Genomic DNA, 17,031 nt, shown 5'->3' with positions numbered 1-17,031 from the left:
TCATTCAAATAACGAGATCTCTAGCTCGTACCCAAAGATGTTCAAGTAATCAAATAACTGGGATCGATGATGATAGAGATGCACGGCTGCTTCAATTGCCCAGCCATTCATCGAGTCGGTAACCCCCCAGTACGTCGGACGCGTCGAAAATCCGGTCGTGACTTTTTCTTGATAGACAGAAAACGCATGATCGATTCGCTCTGATAACTGATCGCGCGGAACCGGTGTCGCATAAAACGACTGCATCGCTTCAGCCGTCGCCCCGTCTGCGATCATCAAATCGGCTTCGAGTAACACAGCGAGATGGACAGCGACTTCACCGACGGTCCGTTTCCCGGGAATAGGTCGCGCGTTCCAGTCCTGTGCTTCAATCTTTTCAAACAGCGCTTTCGACGTCTTTACACCAATACTGACATGACGAACGAGGGCATGTTCCCAGTCAGTCATGTGCTTTTCCCCAATCGATCGCACGTTGTTCGAGCTCCTTGACGAACGCATCCTTACCATTGATATAGGCTTCGATATCAAGCGGATTTGTTGTCGCTAACTGTTGTTTTAATGCCCCATAAGCAGCAGCTTCTTCTGGATGGGTACGTAAGTAGTCCCTGAAGACGAGATGACGCTTGATTTCTGGATTTCCCACCGCATAGAGATGGATGTGATGCGTCCGTTTGTCGCCGCCTTTTCGATAATAGCGGCGTCCCGGCATCCCGAATTCACCCTTCGCCTCGTAACCGAGCGCTTTCATCTGTGCGTCGAACTGCTCGATCCCCTCGAGCGTATCGACGACGGGTAGGATATCGATGATCGGTTTTGCTGTGAGTCCCGGAACTGATGTACTTCCCATATGATGAATGCTATGTAGACGTGCCCCAAACACGTCTCGTAATTGTCCCGCTTCTCGTACGTATTCACTCGCCCATTCTGATTGATACGGTAACACAATAACTTGTCGCATGGTCGTTTCCCCCTCTCAATTCAGTATGCCAGTTTTTGGGGTAAAACAAAACGACCATCCATTTTGGAGGTCGTTGATGTTAGAGAGTCGTTAATCCGTTAAATAATCATACAGTTTCGCAGGTCCACCAAGTCGAAGATCAGCGATGATATGCTGGGCATCGACGATCTTCCGAACAGGGAAGTCAGCGAGTGGTGCCATGACATGTTCGAATAACTGAAGTCGCGCCGGTCCACGATATGCTTCTTTAATCTCAAGATCCGTGATTTGACTCCGCGTCAGTTCGGAGATAATCAACTCGCCTTGATAACCGCGATGTTGTTTGAGCATGAATTGCGGCGCACCGATGATTGATTGTGCTTCTTCAACTGCCATCGGAATATACTTGTATCCCATCGTCGCTTGGGCGACACGGAGTGAATGGTAGTCAAGCGTTCCAACGAGTACATCATTATCGAGATAAAGCCGGGGTGAGCCATACTTCTTCGGAAAAGCAGCCACTTCACGACCAGAGGCGATCGCCGGCTGATTGTTGACATACATCGAGAGGTAAAACTCACCGACCTCTCCTTGATACCGAACCGGAATGACTTGCCCGCACTCGAGATAACTCCCAAGACCCGTGCTATCCGGCATGTTGATGATCTCAAACTTGATCTGATTACTCAGCACCTCGAGCGGTTCCGGAACGACTGCTTGTAAGGCTTCGATGTCCGTCTCATAGATGATGTTCAAGTATTCCCGATTCCGAAAGAAGATATCGACCGCCGGAAAGACCGGTGCATTGATCGGTGTCGCGACGATATTTTTTACATCTTCCTGTCTCATCTGAATCCCTCCTTCATGCGTTTAACAATGCGGCAAAGCGTGCGACACTTGTTTCAAAATTTGGAACCGTCTTCGCTGCTTGCGCTTCTTCGACGATTTCTTGAATGAGTGAGTTGAATGGTGTTTTGATATCGTATGTGTTGCCATACATCGTGACGATCCCATTGATGAAACGAATTTCGGTCGGTTGCCCTTTTTGTAAGTCCTGCAACATGCTTGCTTCTAAGTCACGCGACCCGTGCATCAATTGTGGCACGGTGCTCAGTTTTTCATCGATAGCGTCTAGTGTTGCGTAAGCTGCCGGCTCAAACGTACTCATCGGTGCGAATATGATGCCGTGGGCGTGACCGACTTCAACGACTTCCTGCATCGTATGGATCGCTGCCCGTAACAAGACCGGATGATCGAGAACGTCGCCATACGTACCGTTACACGCAGCGGATAACCCACTAAACGTACTATTGATGACGAGTTTTGACCATTTCGTTCCCGGTAGATTATCAGAGATTTCCGTCCCACCGATGTGATCAAGGATTTCCTTCAAGTGAATGATTCGGTCCGTCTTCTTGCCGTCCAGTTCACCGATTTGCATCGCATACGTCTTGAAGTGCTCGTAATCCGATGTCAGACGTGACTCACCTGGTCCGACGTATGTCGCTCCGAACTCGACGGATCCCGCAATGATACGTTCGCGTGGAATCTGTTGTTGAATGAATTCTTCTGGTACACCGTTTTGTAAGGAGACGAGAATACCGTCTTCCTTCAAGATCGTCCGGACTTTCGCCAGGACCGGTTCATTGTAGACCTGTTTCGTCAGCAACAATACGATATCGTACATCTCCGTGATGTCATCCGGATGCATCGCATGGACGGCTTGCGTCAAATCTGGTCCAATGACATGCGCGCCTGTTGTGTTTAGCGCTTCGATATGTGCGCGATTCGTATCGATCAGATCGACACCCGCATACTGTTGACTCAAATAAGCTCCCATGATGGTTCCTAGTGATCCTGCTCCGTAAATTCCGATTTTCATATCTATCACCTCTGGTATTTACGATATACTGGTTTCATCATAAACAGAAATATATATATTTATATATTTTAATAACCTATAGGTTATGTTAGGAGGATATCATGGAACTCTTACATTTGAATTATTTTCGTCACGTCGCGGAGGAATTGAACGTGACGCGTGCTGCCGAACGATTATTCATCAGCCAACCCGCCCTCAGTGCGACGATCAAAAAACTAGAACGTGAATTGAACACGACGTTGTTTCATCGAAAAGGCAGAACGATCAGCTTGACCGACAATGGACGACTTCTGCTGCAATCAGTCGAAAAAATCGAACACGAGCTGACACGGGTCCAGGAACGCATGGCGCGAAATGATGCCTCTACCGAAACACCACTCAGTCTTGCCAGTTCGCACGGTCGCTTCATCCAATTAATCCTACGGGAATTTCTCTTGCCGCAGACTGCGCCTTTGTTCAACTCGGACATCCTCTCGAATCGCGACATTTTAAGTGGCCTGCTCCATCAAGAATTCCATTTCTCGATCAGCTTCATGGAACTCAAGCATCCGCTCATTACGAGCGAACCGATCGTGGAAGAGGAGATTGTCATCACCTATCCTGCTTCCTATTCAGAGAAAGAAGCGATCACGGCGCTCTATGCGGACGCAACGGAGACTGCCTTTTTATTTCCCTCTCACAATAAGGATTACAACCGCTTCATCCAATTGAAGATGGCGGAACTGAACATTTATGCCGATACCACGCACTATATTGATGACGTCTCGCTGCAACTCGCCTTACGTCAGCAACGGTATTTCAGCTTCGTTCCTGTCTCCGTCTGTCGCGAGATGGGGCTACCCTTCATTACGGACGATGTGTTTACCGTTACGTCACGACTCTACATGTCGCACGTGACGAACCAATTAACAGTCGAGCAAGCAACCATCTATGAACGCATTAAACGGTTTCTGCTCTCACAACGCACATATCTAGCCAAATAAAAACGGATGTCTGCATGTGCAGACATCCGTGTGACATGTTACTTCGTGATGAAGTAACGCGATTGATCGAGATGATCCTTCGCTGTATAGATGTTGAGTTTGTACGAGCCGTTCGTCAATGCCTTACGCATCTTCAAGACATAGTTCCCGTGCTGATCCGCCACGTCTTGAGCAATCAATTGATAACCAGCTTCTGTTTTTTGGTAGAGGCGGACGATTTGTCGTTTTTCGACTTTACCTGTCAACGTCTTTTTGCCTGACCATTTTTTGACCGGATACGTGTTCTTGATCGTGAACGACGCCTTTTTCGTGATCTTGTTCGAGATGTCTGTCGACTTGACCGTGTACGTACCTGTCGTTAGACCGTTCTGGACCGCAATCTTGAAACCACTTGCCGTCGTTTTCGCTTTCGCGATCTTCGTTGATCCTTTATAGAGCGTCACGTCAAGACCTTCCGTTGCTTTACCGCGGAGGACCGTCGATCCGTAGACTGCTGACTTTTTATCGATCGCTGGTGTCGCAACGACACCTGTTCCGACTGTGACGTTCGTTTCTGTCTTCATGAAGCTGAGTTCAGAGACGATCGTCAACTTGTCACGCAATTTGAGCGGACGTGTTCCGACTTCGTATTGACCCGCTTCGTTTGCTGTTGCTGTACCGAGGACTTTATCGCCAAGTTTAACTGTGATTGTTGCGCCCGGAACTGCCTGACCAGTAACGACTTTCGCACCTGGTTTAACTGCTTTTGCCGAGACCGTGAAGTCTTTCATCGGCACGTTCATGTTGAATTTAAGGAAGGTTCCTGTCTCACCTGGACGTGTTTCACCTGTGTTCGTGATTCCTTCATACCGCTTGACGTACGGTGCAGCTGCAACCGCTGAATCAAAGCTGACCGTCATCGGCTTACTTGCGACGAGTGACCAGTTGTCATCAGCTTTATAATCAACCGGTTGTTTCGCTTTGATATAGTCCGAGATGACGTTACGTGTTTCGTAAGCCGATTTGTAGACGATATTTTGACCTTTCCCAAGACCCGGGAACGTCGCACTACCAGCGCGGTAGTTGTTCGTCGCAACGAGGAATTCTTGGTCGTCTGTGATTGCTTTGCCTTGATACTTGATGTTTTGGACGCGGTTGTCACCTTTAAATTCCTTCGATAAGTCACCATTATAGTCAAACTTCGCTGGTTTCGTGATATCAATTTCATACGTCAATCCATCGAGGATATCGAAGTTGTAGCTACGGAAATCTTTGTTCAACAAGTTCGTTTGCTCACCGCCGACTTGGTTGAACTGACCGGCTGACATTTCGAGCCAGTCTTTGACGTCAGCACCTGTTACTTTGACGACTTCGAGTGTATTCGGATAAACATAGAGATCGGCGACGTTCTTGAGTGCGATTGGTCCTTTTTTGATCAATGTATAATCGGATGCGTTGACTTGGTTACGACCACCAGTCTTGAATGGTGCACCTGCTGACAACAACGGGAGATCTTTATATTTCGCGAGATCGGCATTTTCTTTGAGTTGTTTCTCGACATACCATTTCTGAGCGTTCGTTACGAACTGAACTGAATCATCGTCTTGCGCGAGAGCGAAGAAACTTTGGATGTCGTCATTAATCGTTCCGACTTCTTGACGAATGTACGCGAGTGTTCCTTCATGTGCTTTTTCAATCAACTTGACGGCACCGGCATCTGCTGTCGTGTCTTTCGTCACGTCCGCTAGTTTCGCACCTGACGTATCAACGACCCATTTCCCGTCGACTTGCTTCAACTCAAGATCGATGACACCGACGTTCTTTCCTTGTGTGTTTGCCATGACGACTGGTTTACCATTGATTAGACCTTTTTCTTTATCAACATTCGGCAATTTATTGAACGCTGAATCGACTGCCGGGAACTTTCCGTGCTGATGACCTGTCATCAAGACATCGATGTCTGCAACTTTTGTCAATGCGTAGCCGACATTCTCATCGCCGTCTTTTTGATCCGTCGTATCCCCGATACCTGTGTGTGCGAGTGCAACGACGACGTCTGCGCCAGCATCTTTTAATTTCTTCGCTGTTGCTTTAGCAGTCGGGATGATATCTTCAGCCGTGACTTTCCCAGTCAGGTTCCCTGCATCCCATGCCATGATTTGTGGCGTGACGACTCCGAACACACCCACCTTGACTGTTTTCATGTCACCGTTCTGGTCCTTGACTTGACGTTCGATGATTTGATAGTCTTTTCCATCTTTGTTGTAGTCCGCGACGATCGGCTTTTTCGTGACTGCATCCAATACGTTCGAATTGACGAACTTGATTGAACCGCTCGAAGCACTCATCGCTGACTTAAGGAAATCAAGACCGAAGTTGAATTCATGGTTTCCGAGCGTGACCGCATCATAACCGAGGTATTCCATCAATTCGTACATCGGATGTTTGCCTTTGTTTCCTTTGTCGTACTGGTTCTTCACGTAATCACCGAATGGCGTTCCTTGAAGTGTATCCCCGTTATCGAATAAGAAACTGTTCGTTGCGCCCACTTCAGTTTGTTGCTGTTTAATGACCGTAGCGGCTTTGACGAGACCAATCGTTTCGTCCTGCGCATCCTTGAAGTAATCGTAGTTCATTGAGTTCGTATGTAAATCCGTTGTTTCTAAGAAGCGTAACTTGACGACACTGTTGTCGGCAGCAAGTGTCTTGACTTGAACGACTGGTACGAGCATCGGTGCGATCAACGTCGACGCGATGACGAGTTTCGTAGCTTTTTTCATATGGATTTCCCCCCAGGATGTTTTGACTGCTTCATTAATTTAGCATGGTTCGATTATAGCTAATAGTCCTTTCAAATAGGTCGGACATCCGTCTTATTTAACCTACTTAACTAATTCCAAATACTGGCTTAACATTGTTGATTTTACCTTTACAAACCAAGTTTGAATGGTAAAAAAAGGGGGTGGTGAAAATGAGATGAACCACGTAAAAAACGATACGTTTTCAGGACATGAACCTGAAAACGTATCGTTTATGCTTGATATAGAACGTAACTGTTCATTCTCGACTCCTACAGGGAAAGAAAGCATGTTTTTCGCTTGCGTCAGGGTCAGGTGAGACCCGGTAGACGAAACGTAGTTTAGGATACCGCGGCTTACCTCCCGCCTGTGGAAAGCGAGAATGACAGCAACGTTCGTCGTCCCCATTCATGGTACATCTCCTAATGGAGGAGCTTCATCACTCCACGTTCCTTAAACCGCTTTGTCTGGTTTCCGTCGGACGACGTAACCGAGAATTCCAGCAAGTAACGCAAGTCCTGTGGCATAAAGTACTGTCCAGCCTGCGGTTTGTTGAGCGAATTCGAATAAGACGTCACTCCGCCATTTCATCGCGAACTGAACGTATGAAGCCTGACTGACGATGAAGCTGATCACACCAATCGTGATCGCAAAGACGAACGGATCGATAATCGACTTGAAGCTTCGGATGCTACAGACGAAGTAGATCGCGAACGTTACCAGCAATAATACCCAATACCCACTCTCACTCGAGACATTCGGTGGCGTCGCTCCTGCCGATTCCGCATCAATCACTTGAATCGTCTGCCGCGCGACACCGTAATCAACAGGGTCGAGCTTCAATTGTGTTGCTGACAAATCCGGACGTTCTCCACCGAGTAACGTCAACAATTGTTCTGTCACCCGGTCCGTATCGATGCCATCGACGACTTTTTGGATCGAGTCATTAAGCTGATCCGTTGAGGTCTCCCCGTTCAACATCGAGACCGGGATTTCCGCGTTCGCTCCAAGAACGTCTGCTTGATACACGACCTGTCCGCCGTGGATCCAGTCGTACATTCCGCCATTTCCGGCGTTTAGACTCGCGACGGTGAGTGCCGTCCGTAGTGAGGAATCACCGTCATACGCCGCTTCGTCCTGCACCGTAAAGACGAGTTGGAGCGTACTTGCGAGCATCAAAATCAGTAAGCCGGCACGTCCGGCAGCTGTCAGACCGGATAACTTTTGCGGGAAGAACGCCATCCAACCAAGTAAACTGACGACGAGAAGCGGCAAGATGCCGCTCATCGCATAACCATCTTGTAACGAGAGAAATGGCACGTCGTTTCCGCGTCCAGCAAGGATGAACCAGATGATTCCGACCGTTAAGAAGAAACTGATCGATCGAATCGTCCACCCGAGACGACTCGCCTTAATCCGTAACACTAAAAATAACAGGACGATCAAACCGATGCCAAAAACGGAATAGAGTAACGTGCCGTAAGAGACATCGAACGTAAGTGGTGCAAGGACCTGTTTTAAGTCGATCCCGAACAAGGATAAGACATCACCGGCAGAACTCGCATCGAGCACCTGATTGATGATTCCTTCTCGGACCGCGCTCGGCATCGTGATTGACAGTCCACCGACGAACAAGAGCATGAGAGAGACCGTGATGTCTGCATCTTTCCAGGAGACATCCGCCTGTTGCATCTGCGTCACGAGATCTTGATAGTCTGAGGATGAGGTAATTTGTGAAGTCAAAAATGCCATCGCGCCATAAATGACACCGAAAAAAATGAGACCGATGAGGACGCCAAACAGGACATCCCAGACGGAAAACCGTCGTTGTTTCCTTTCTTGCCTTGACTCCATCCCATTTCCTCCTTTTAATGTCTGATGTTTGAATATTCCTGCTTCAGCGAAACCAAAAACATCAAATTCATTCAACAGCCATTATATCCCACTTTTTCTCCGACTGTCTCCATCGATTTCCAAAACAAAAACCGACTTCTCAAAATGAGAAGCCGGTTAAACGATCAGGTGCCATGGTATTTTTTTCTCTATTAGATGCCTTCGTACGCTTGTTCCATGATCGTCCGTAACTCAGCAACAAGCGGCATCTTTGGATTCGCTGTCGTACATTGATCTTCGAAAGCATCAACTGCCATCTTGTCGAGTTTTGCCTCGAAGTCTGCTTTTTGAATGCCTTGCGCCTTGAATGACATCTTGATGTTGAGACGTTGTCCGAGATCGGCAACTGCTTGAATGAGTGATTCGACCCCTTGTTCCGTCGTTGCTGCCGGAAGACCGAGGTAGCGTGCGATGTCGGCATACCGTTCATCGGCGACGAATGATTCATATTTCGGGAATGCTGCTAGTTTTGTTGGGCGTGACGCGTTATAGCGAATGACGTGTGGCATTAGGATCGCGTTCGTCCGTCCGTGTGGTGTGTGGAACTCCCCACCGATTTTGTGTGCGATCGAGTGGTTGATTCCAAGGAAGGCGTTCGCGAATGCCATCCCTGCCATCGTTGACGCATTATGCACTTTTTCGCGTGCTTCGGCGTCTGATCCGTTAGCATATGCTCGTGGCAAGTACTCAAAAATCATCTTGATTGCTTTGAGTGCCAGTCCATCCGTGTAGTCGTTCGCAAGCACCGAGACGTATGCTTCTGTCGCATGCGTCAAGACATCCATTCCGGTATCAGCAGTGATCGAAGCCGGGACGGTCATGACGAATTCCGGATCAACGATTGCGACGTCAGGTGTCAACGCATAGTCAGCAATCGGGTATTTGACGTTTTTCTCTTTATCCGTGATGACGGTGAACGGTGTCACTTCTGAACCCGTACCTGACGTCGTCGGAATCGCGACGAACTTCGCTTGACGACCGAGTGCCGGGAATTGATATGCCCGTTTGCGGATATCGAGGAATTTTTGACGTAAGTTCGAGAACGTTTCGTTCGGTTGTTCGTAGAAGAGCCACATTCCTTTCGCAGCATCCATTGCTGAACCACCACCAAGAGCAATGATCAAGTCAGGCTTGAAATCACGCATCGCTTGAGCACCTGTCTGAACAGTCGTCACCGATGGATCTGGTTCGACTTGGTCAAAGATCCGGTAACTGACGGACTGTGGCAAGTTTTGAATCACTTTATCGGCATAACCGAACTGTACCATCGTTGGATCGGTCACGATCATGACACGTGAGACGTCAGTCATCGACCGCAAGTATTGAACGGAGTTCTTTTCGAAGTAGATTTTCTCTGGGACTTTGAACCATTGCATGTTCACGCGTCGTCTCGCCACCTTCTTGACGTTGAGTAAGTGCTTCGCTGTCACGTTTTCAGATACAGAGTTTTTCCCGTATGATCCGCAACCGAGTGTCAATGATGGTGTCAACTCGTTGTACAGATCACCGATCCCACCGTGAGCAGATGGACTGTTGACAAGGATCCGGCAGGCTTTCATGCGGAGTCCGAACGCTGTCATCAAATCATCGTTCGTCGTATGAATGACAGCTGTATGACCGAGACCACCAATTTCAAGCATCTGTTCGGCAATCGTGAACGCTTCTTCAGTTGATGCAACGCGGTACGCACCGAGGACCGGACTGAGTTTTTCATGAGACAATGGTTCTGCTGCTCCGACGTACTCGAGTTCCGCGACGAGCATGACCGTTGTTTCCGGAACGTCGATGCCGGCTTTCTCCGCGATCCATGTCGCTGGTTTCCCGACGATGTCCGCATTGACGGCACATGTATCGGTTTTGATGACGAGTGATTCGAGACGTTGTTTTTCTTCCGGTGTACAGAAGTAACAACCGAGTGCTTCCATTTCCGCACGGACCGTCGCATAAATCTCTTGGTCGACGATGACGGCTTGTTCAGACGCACAAATCATACCGTTATCAAACGTTTTTGAGAGAACGAGATCGCTGACTGCCCGTTTGACTTTTGCTGACTGTTCGATGTAACACGGAACGTTCCCTGGTCCAACACCGAGTGCCGGTTTACCTGTTGAATACGCTGATTTGACCATTCCCGCTCCACCTGTCGCAAGGACCATCGCGATTTTTTCATGGTTCATCAAGACTTTCGTTGCTTCAAGTGATGGTTCTTCCACCCATTGAATACAGTCTTTTGGTGCCCCGGCTTTGATGGCTGCGTCGCGGAGTGTTTTCGCTGCTTCAACGGAACAACGTTGTGCCGATGGGTGGAACGCGAAGACGATCGGGTTGCGCGTCTTGATCGCAATCAATGCTTTGAACATCGTCGTTGATGTCGGGTTCGTGACTGGTGTGACACCACAGACGACACCGACGGGTTCAGCGATATATGTGATGCCGTTTTGGACATCTTCTTCTAAAATCCCAACTGTTTTTTCATGACGTAGACTATTGTAGATGTATTCTGTCGCAAAAATGTTTTTAATCATCTTATCTTCAAAGACACCGCGTCCCGTCTCTTCTGCAGCGAGACGAGCGAGTTCGACATGCCGTTCAAGTCCGGCAAGTGCCATATCCCGGACGATCGTATCGATTTTTTCTTGATCGAATGTCAGTAATTCTTGTAATGCACGTTGCCCTTTTTCAACGATTTGTCCAACTGCTTGTTCGACTGGTGTTGCCGTCGATTTTGTTTTTTCTTTCACAGCCATGAGTGGTTTCCTCCCTGTCGTGGAACGAATCTGAGTTTGATTTGCCAACCATTATGTCAGGAATGCCAAGCTGTTTTTCAATAGTTTGTGCTTTCCTTCACAAATCAATCATAACCCCTTTTTCCTGTTTTGTGCATGACCATCCTGTGAATTCCATCACACTTTTGATAGCGTTTACAACTGTTGTGCGTTCTTCTTTTCCAACGTTTTGCTTCATGTACATAGATGTGTGCGATTTATCACACCTCGCATTTTCCTGACTTGATAGCCGTTTCATCATCTTGTATTCTGATATGGGGTACATATTAAGAGCTACCACTAAAGGAGGACACTTGAATGTCAGTTGTACAGGAAATGCTAGCCTTCAACGAGCGATTCGTCGCCGAAAAACAGTATGAGCAGTTCGTCTCGGATAAGTTCCCAGATAAAAAGGTCGTCATCCTGACGTGTATGGATGCCCGCTTGACGGAGCTCCTCCCACACGCACTTGGTCTTAAGAACGGGGATGCGAAAATCATCAAAAATGCCGGTGCAATCCTATCGCACCCATTCGGCTCCGTCATGCGCTCGATTCTCGTTGCGTTGTATGCTCTCGGCGCTGAAGAAGTCGTCGTCATCGGTCACCACGACTGTGGCATGAGCACGATTGATCCTAACCACATGATCAACGAGATGAAGGATCGGGGAATCGACCAACAGATTCTTCATACACTCGAAGTATCCGGGGTTGATTTGAATCAATGGTTGCGTGGCTTCACGTCAGTTCAAGAAAGCGTCGCTCACTCAGTCAGCCTCGTGAAGAATCACCCATTACTGCCACCTGGGACGAACGTCCACGGACTCGTCATCGATCCAGGTACTGGTAAGCTTGACGTCGTCGATTGCTGATCACTCTCTATAGAAGAAACGCAAATAGACTCGCATATTCTATTCCGTCTTAAACTAAAGACAACGTGCCATATTTTCTCGTAACGGAGAATTATGGCACGTTTTTTCGTATGAGTCATTCTCAGTGATCAACACGCTTCTCACTTCATGCTTCGGGGTATAACAGAATGTAACTTCTTGTGGGGAGCTAAAAAGCGTATCCCTCATCTTTTGATTACGAGGTCAGACTTTTACTCTTGACAGCATTCCAACATGGCTGTAAGATACTTTAGTATAGTACAGTGATAACAAAAGAAAGTGTGGTTTTACTGAATGATAAACGCCGTATTGTTTGCCGTCTTTTTACTATTTATTTTAGCGATCTTCCGCGTCCACATCGTGCTCGCGATGGTCATCAGTTCGTTTGCCGGTGGTCTCGTCGGTGGTCTTGACCTGACTGCGACGACAAAAGCGTTCTCCGGTGGTCTTGGTGACGGGGCAGAAATCGCCCTGAGTTACGCATTGCTCGGTGCGTTCGCTGTCGCCCTCTCGAAAACGGGCTTACCCGATGCACTCGCACATGCCTTGATTCAACGTTCGCGTGGTAATGCAAGTGCCTCATCGGTCAAAAAGTTAAAAGGATTCATCTTGTTTGCGATTCTGTTACTCGCGATCAGTTCACAAAACGTGTTGCCAATCCACATCGCATTCATTCCAATCATCATTCCGCCGCTCCTTGGTCTGTTTAATCAGTTGAAAATGGACCGTCGCCGGATTGCGATAATCATGACGTTTGGTCTTGTGACACCTTACATGTTCTTACCAGTTGGTTTCGGAGACATTTACCTCAATCAGATTCTACTAAAGAACTTGAAGGCAAATGGTCTTGATACAGCAGGAGCATCCGTCATCGAAGCGATGGCGATTCCGGCACTCGGGATGGTCGTCGGTCTCTTAATCGGTCTATACTCATATCGTAAAGAACGGACGTATGAGATGCGTGATATCGCTCCAGACGATTATGAAATCCCGGTCATCACGAAAACGAAGCTTGCCTTAAGCGGTATCGTCGTCATTGCGACTTTGATCGTTCAACTGCAGACCGGATCAATGATTCTCGCTGCAACAACTGGTTTAATCCTCTTCTTGTTGCTTCGTCTTGTTCGCTTCAGCGAAGCAGATGACGTCATTACACGCGGTATGCGCATGATGTCATTCATCGGTTTCGTCATGATCTCAGCGAACGGATTCTCGAACGTCTTGCGTAAGACGGGCGATATCGAGCCACTCGTCGAGAACTCAAAAGCATTGATGGGCGATTCCCAACTCGTTGCCGCCTTCGTCATGCTGTTGATCGGTCTTCTCGTCACGATGGGGATTGGTTCAAGTTTCTCAACCGTTCCAATCATTGCTGCCATCTTCGTTCCACTCTGTATCCAGTACGGATTCAGCTTAGAAGCGACGATTGCGATCATCGGTACAGCCGGTGCGCTCGGTGACGCGGGTAGTCCCGCATCAGACTCGACACTCGGGCCAACAAGTGGTCTAAATGCGGATGGTCAGCACGATCACATGCGTGAAACGGTCATTCCGACGTTCTTGCACTACAACATTCCATTGATCATCTTCGGTACGATCGCCGCGGTCGTATTATAAAAAGAAGACGGATTCGCCGTAATTGCGAATCCGTTTTTTGAATTGTCTCCGTTTTTTTCCTTTTCATTTCGCCGCTTGTTCTCTAAAATAAAGAAATGAACTGATACAAAGGAGTTGTCTAACGTGTTATCTCAAGTCGTCAACCAGATTTTACTTTCGCTTGCCGATCTCGGATATTTCGGCATCGCCCTCGGGTTGATGATTGAAATCATACCGAGTGAAATCGTCCTCTCTTATGGAGGATTCATGATTTCTCAAGGAACGATCGGCTGGCCGCTCGCCATCGTCGCTGCCGTCATCGGTGGATTATTCTCGCAATTATTCTTATATTGGTTCGCTCGTTACGGCGGTCGTCCCCTTATCCTGAAATACGGAAAGTATGTTTTAATCTCAGAGCATCACCTGGATTTAGCTGAGCGTTGGTTCTTGAAATATGGACAAGGTGTCATCTTTGGCGCTCGTTTTATTCCTGTCGTTCGTCATGCCATCTCGATTCCGGCTGGTCTTGCGAAGATGGACCAAACGAAGTTCTCTCTCTATACGGTGCTTGCCATCATCCCATGGTCGATCTTGTTCCTGTATCTTGGTGAAACGCTCGGAACGAACTGGCGCTCAATCAAGGAAGTCGCTGCACCGTACACGAACGGCGTTCTGATTGCTGCCGTTGTCTTGATCATCTTCTACGTCATCTACAAACGCCGTCAACGAACGGTTTGAACAACTAGCAGTCTGTCTGACGACGGACTGCTTTTTTAAACAAACAGGAGGTCCTGCCATGCTAACATCCCCGCTTGCTCATTTTACATTACGTCGTTTGACTGCATCCTATCGGACGGGTCGTCCTGTCGCGACTGGGATCACCGTCGATGGACGTATTTTAATCGTCGAAGAAACCCTCGATGAATCTCGGAATGAACACGTTCTCTCCATTCATCAATTGAAAGATGACTGGCGAAAAACGACAATGATTAAAAGAAGCGAGGTGGACTTTTCACTCATCGACCGCTTTCCGGACGGTCGTCTGTTACTCGTCGCTTCCCGTTGTGACGACGATGTAGATGGAACGTGGTTACCAAATGCCTTTGTCTATGATCCTCAAGGGAATTTACTAGACAGCTTTTGTTTAGACGATGGGATTCAGAATATGCAAATCGATGAACAAGGATGGATTTGGGTCAGTTATTTCGACGAAGGAATCTACGCTGATGCTGCAACTAGTTCGAATGGCGCATTTGGTCTCGTCGCTTTTGACGATACAGGTGTAGTCCAGTATAAGAATCGTCAATATCCAATCGATGATTGCTACGCCTTAAATGTCTGTTCGTCGAAGGAAGTCTGGTTTTTCTATTATTCCGATTTTCGCTTCATTCGTATCAATCAAGAGGACGATCTCGTTTGTGAGGCACCTACGATTGCCTTTTCTCAGTTCGCTCGGTACGACGATTTTCTGCTTGCTGCAAATTCTGATGAAGCACATTTACTTGAACGTAAAGGAACGCTTTTTGAGAGTATTCGTTCGATTCGATTCATGACAGAACAGGGAAATACCCTGTCAGGTGACCTTACAATGCGTAACGACTTGATCGTCTTAGCGACTTCAGAACACCTGTATTTCGGGAGACTCGGTCAGCGACTCGTCTCTCTCATAGCAGGCAAATGAAAACAGTTACAAAGTTGTTTCATAATCTTTTCACTTTTGAAAACCTTCAACCCAAATTTTCAAAAAGACTAGCGAGTCCTATCTGAGGATAGTATACTCAGCGTTATAGTTATTCGGACAAGTTGTCTGAACATTATGACGTCACAGAATTTTTTTGGGGGAAATGATGAGTTCGAATTTGAAACGCGATTTAACAGCACGACAGGTACAAATGATTGCACTCGGAGGAACAATCGGGGTCGGTTTGTTCCTTGGGGCATCAAGCACGATCGCTTGGACAGGACCATCGGTTTTGCTTGCGTACATGCTAGCAGGAGTCTTTATCTTTTTCATCATGCGTGCACTTGGTGAGATGGTCTACACCCATCCTCACAGTGGTTCGTACGCAAAGTTCGCAAACGACTATATCCATCCAGCTGCTGGTTTCTTGACAGCAAGCAGTAATATCTTCAACTGGGTCGTCGTCGGGATGAGTGAAGTCATCGCTGTCGGGACATATTTACGCTTCTGGTGGCCGGAACTACCGACTTGGATTCCAGGCGTCGTCGTCATCATTCTCTTGACGCTTGCGAACCTTGCTTCCGTCAAGATGTTCGGTGAACTCGAGTTTTGGTTCGCCTCAATCAAGGTGATAACGATTCTTCTGATGATCGTCGCCGGATTCGGCATCATCTTCTTTGGTCTAGGAAATGACGGAAACCCGGTCGGCTTCTCGAATCTGTGGGCGAACGGTGGATTCTTCACGAATGGTTTCACCGGCTTCTTCTTTGCCCTCTCGATCGTCTTCGCCTCTTACATCGGTGTTGAGTTGATTGGCGTGACAGCTGGAGAAACGAAAGATCCAGAGAAGAATATTACGAAGGCGATTAATGGTGTCGTCTGGCGAATTTTAATTTTCTACGTCGGATCGATCTTCATCATCGTCACGGTCTATCCATGGAACGAGTTGTCGGATCTCGGCAGTCCGTTCGTTGCGACATTCGCCAAGGTCGGTGTCACGATTGCTGCCGGTATCATCAACTTCGTCGTCATCACGGCCGCTTTATCCGGTTGTAACTCCGGGATCTTCAGTGCAAGCCGGATGATCTATGCCTTGGCTGAAAAAGGACAAGTGCCGTCCTTCTTCTTAAAGGTCAATAAACGTGGCATTCCATTCTACACGGTCTTCGCGATTTCAATCGGGATTTTCTTCGGTGTCATTCTTGATATCACCTTGCCACTCGTTCTCGGGAAGGATACGAATATCTTCGTGTATGTCTACAGTGCTTCGGTACTGCCAGGGATGGTGCCATGGTTCGCGATTTTAATCAGTCATATCCGGTATCGTAAACTTGAAAGCGAACGGACAGCCTCACATCCGTTCAAGATGCCTGGTGCGCCGGTGACGAACTATCTGTCGATCGTCGCGCTGGTGACAGTGCTCGTCGGGATGTTGTTCAACGATGAGACGCGCGTCTCGATCTTAATCGGAGTTGCTTTCTTGATCTTAAGTACGGTCTATTACATCGTAAAAGTACCGAAGATCGAAAAATAATGATATTTTATCTTCCTCTCATGACATCATGGGAGGATTTTTCGTGTTTTCCATTTTTATATTGACATTATATTTTTCCCATGATAGATAATCAA

General features: G+C 47.7%; 13 protein-coding genes. 6 read left to right on the top strand and 7 right to left on the bottom strand.

Annotated features, from left to right (window positions below):
* From L985_RS06695 to L985_RS06680, 4 genes are all read right to left on the bottom strand, one after another.
* The gene (locus L985_RS06695; protein WP_047395981.1) at window positions 1-447 is read right to left on the bottom strand and encodes a DinB family protein; all 447 of its coding nucleotides are present in this window, start codon (window positions 445-447) and stop codon (window positions 1-3) included.
* Window positions 440-958: a GrpB family protein gene (locus tag L985_RS06690; RefSeq protein ID WP_047395986.1), complete on the bottom strand. Its 519-nt coding sequence runs from the start codon at window positions 956-958 to the stop codon at window positions 440-442. Before L985_RS06690 ends, L985_RS06695 begins: the two co-directional genes overlap by 8 nt.
* Before the next feature lie 90 nt (window positions 959-1,048).
* Window positions 1,049-1,786, bottom strand: a complete 738-nt coding sequence (locus L985_RS06685; protein ID WP_029341374.1) for an acetoacetate decarboxylase — start codon at window positions 1,784-1,786, stop codon at window positions 1,049-1,051.
* Between the two features lie 13 nt (window positions 1,787-1,799).
* Complete coding sequence (locus tag L985_RS06680) at window positions 1,800-2,819, bottom strand: ketopantoate reductase family protein (protein ID WP_029341373.1); 1,020 nt, start codon at window positions 2,817-2,819, stop codon at window positions 1,800-1,802.
* A gap of 101 nt (window positions 2,820-2,920) precedes the next feature.
* On the opposite strand from L985_RS06680, the gene L985_RS06675 reads away from it, so the two are divergent.
* Window positions 2,921-3,802, top strand: coding sequence for a LysR family transcriptional regulator (locus L985_RS06675; protein ID WP_047395991.1), 882 nt, complete (start codon window positions 2,921-2,923; stop codon window positions 3,800-3,802).
* A 38-nt stretch (window positions 3,803-3,840) separates the two neighbouring features.
* On the opposite strand, the gene L985_RS06670 is transcribed toward L985_RS06675, so the two are convergent.
* The 3 genes from L985_RS06670 to adhE form a co-directional block, all read right to left on the bottom strand.
* On the bottom strand, window positions 3,841-6,561 hold the full coding sequence (locus tag L985_RS06670; RefSeq protein ID WP_047395994.1) for a bifunctional 2',3'-cyclic-nucleotide 2'-phosphodiesterase/3'-nucleotidase: 2,721 nt from the start codon (window positions 6,559-6,561) through the stop codon (window positions 3,841-3,843).
* A 471-nt stretch (window positions 6,562-7,032) separates the two neighbouring features.
* Window positions 7,033-8,433: a hypothetical protein gene (locus tag L985_RS06660; protein ID WP_047395999.1), complete on the bottom strand. Its 1,401-nt coding sequence runs from the start codon at window positions 8,431-8,433 to the stop codon at window positions 7,033-7,035.
* A gap of 191 nt (window positions 8,434-8,624) precedes the next feature.
* Window positions 8,625-11,219 (bottom strand): bifunctional acetaldehyde-CoA/alcohol dehydrogenase, encoded by a 2,595-nt coding sequence (gene adhE / locus L985_RS06655; protein ID WP_047396002.1) that lies wholly within the window; start codon window positions 11,217-11,219, stop codon window positions 8,625-8,627.
* A 336-nt stretch (window positions 11,220-11,555) separates the two neighbouring features.
* Between adhE and L985_RS06645 the strand changes: the two genes are divergently transcribed.
* From L985_RS06645 to L985_RS06625, 5 genes are all read left to right on the top strand, one after another.
* On the top strand, window positions 11,556-12,107 hold the full coding sequence (locus L985_RS06645; RefSeq protein WP_035397969.1) for a beta-class carbonic anhydrase: 552 nt from the start codon (window positions 11,556-11,558) through the stop codon (window positions 12,105-12,107).
* Window positions 12,108-12,422: 315 nt separating this feature from the next.
* Entirely contained in the window at window positions 12,423-13,742 is a 1,320-nt protein-coding gene (locus tag L985_RS06640) for a Na+/H+ antiporter family protein (RefSeq protein ID WP_047396175.1), read from the top strand.
* 123 nt (window positions 13,743-13,865) lie between these two features.
* The gene (locus L985_RS06635; RefSeq protein ID WP_023467894.1) at window positions 13,866-14,459 is read left to right on the top strand and encodes an undecaprenyl phosphate transporter UptA; all 594 of its coding nucleotides are present in this window, start codon (window positions 13,866-13,868) and stop codon (window positions 14,457-14,459) included.
* 58 nt (window positions 14,460-14,517) lie between these two features.
* Window positions 14,518-15,402: a hypothetical protein gene (locus L985_RS06630; protein WP_052169511.1), complete on the top strand. Its 885-nt coding sequence runs from the start codon at window positions 14,518-14,520 to the stop codon at window positions 15,400-15,402.
* A 163-nt stretch (window positions 15,403-15,565) separates the two neighbouring features.
* Complete coding sequence (locus L985_RS06625; RefSeq protein ID WP_035397971.1) at window positions 15,566-16,936, top strand: amino acid permease; 1,371 nt, start codon at window positions 15,566-15,568, stop codon at window positions 16,934-16,936.
* The last annotated feature ends 95 nt before the right edge of the window (window positions 16,937-17,031 follow it).

Source organism: Exiguobacterium sp. ZWU0009 (genome assembly GCF_000798935.2).
GTDB lineage: Bacteria > Bacillota > Bacilli > Exiguobacteriales > Exiguobacteriaceae > Exiguobacterium_A > Exiguobacterium_A acetylicum.
The sequence above is the reverse complement of the archived record's forward strand: the minus strand, read 5'-3'. Positions and strand labels throughout refer to the sequence as shown.

Coding starts and splice junctions, on each gene's coding strand:
- L985_RS06685 (WP_029341374.1), bottom strand. CDS start 1,786: ATGAGACAGGAAGATGTAAAAAATATCGTCGCGACACCGATCAATGCA.
- L985_RS06625 (WP_035397971.1), top strand. CDS start 15,566: ATGATGAGTTCGAATTTGAAACGCGATTTAACAGCACGACAGGTACAA.
- L985_RS06660 (WP_047395999.1), bottom strand. CDS start 8,433: ATGGAGTCAAGGCAAGAAAGGAAACAACGACGGTTTTCCGTCTGGGAT.
- L985_RS06695 (WP_047395981.1), bottom strand. CDS start 447: ATGACTGACTGGGAACATGCCCTCGTTCGTCATGTCAGTATTGGTGTA.
- adhE (WP_047396002.1), bottom strand. CDS start 11,219: ATGGCTGTGAAAGAAAAAACAAAATCGACGGCAACACCAGTCGAACAA.
- L985_RS06680 (WP_029341373.1), bottom strand. CDS start 2,819: ATGAAAATCGGAATTTACGGAGCAGGATCACTAGGAACCATCATGGGA.
- L985_RS06675 (WP_047395991.1), top strand. CDS start 2,921: ATGGAACTCTTACATTTGAATTATTTTCGTCACGTCGCGGAGGAATTG.
- L985_RS06690 (WP_047395986.1), bottom strand. CDS start 958: ATGCGACAAGTTATTGTGTTACCGTATCAATCAGAATGGGCGAGTGAA.
- L985_RS06670 (WP_047395994.1), bottom strand. CDS start 6,561: ATGAAAAAAGCTACGAAACTCGTCATCGCGTCGACGTTGATCGCACCG.
- L985_RS06645 (WP_035397969.1), top strand. CDS start 11,556: ATGTCAGTTGTACAGGAAATGCTAGCCTTCAACGAGCGATTCGTCGCC.
- L985_RS06630 (WP_052169511.1), top strand. CDS start 14,518: ATGCTAACATCCCCGCTTGCTCATTTTACATTACGTCGTTTGACTGCA.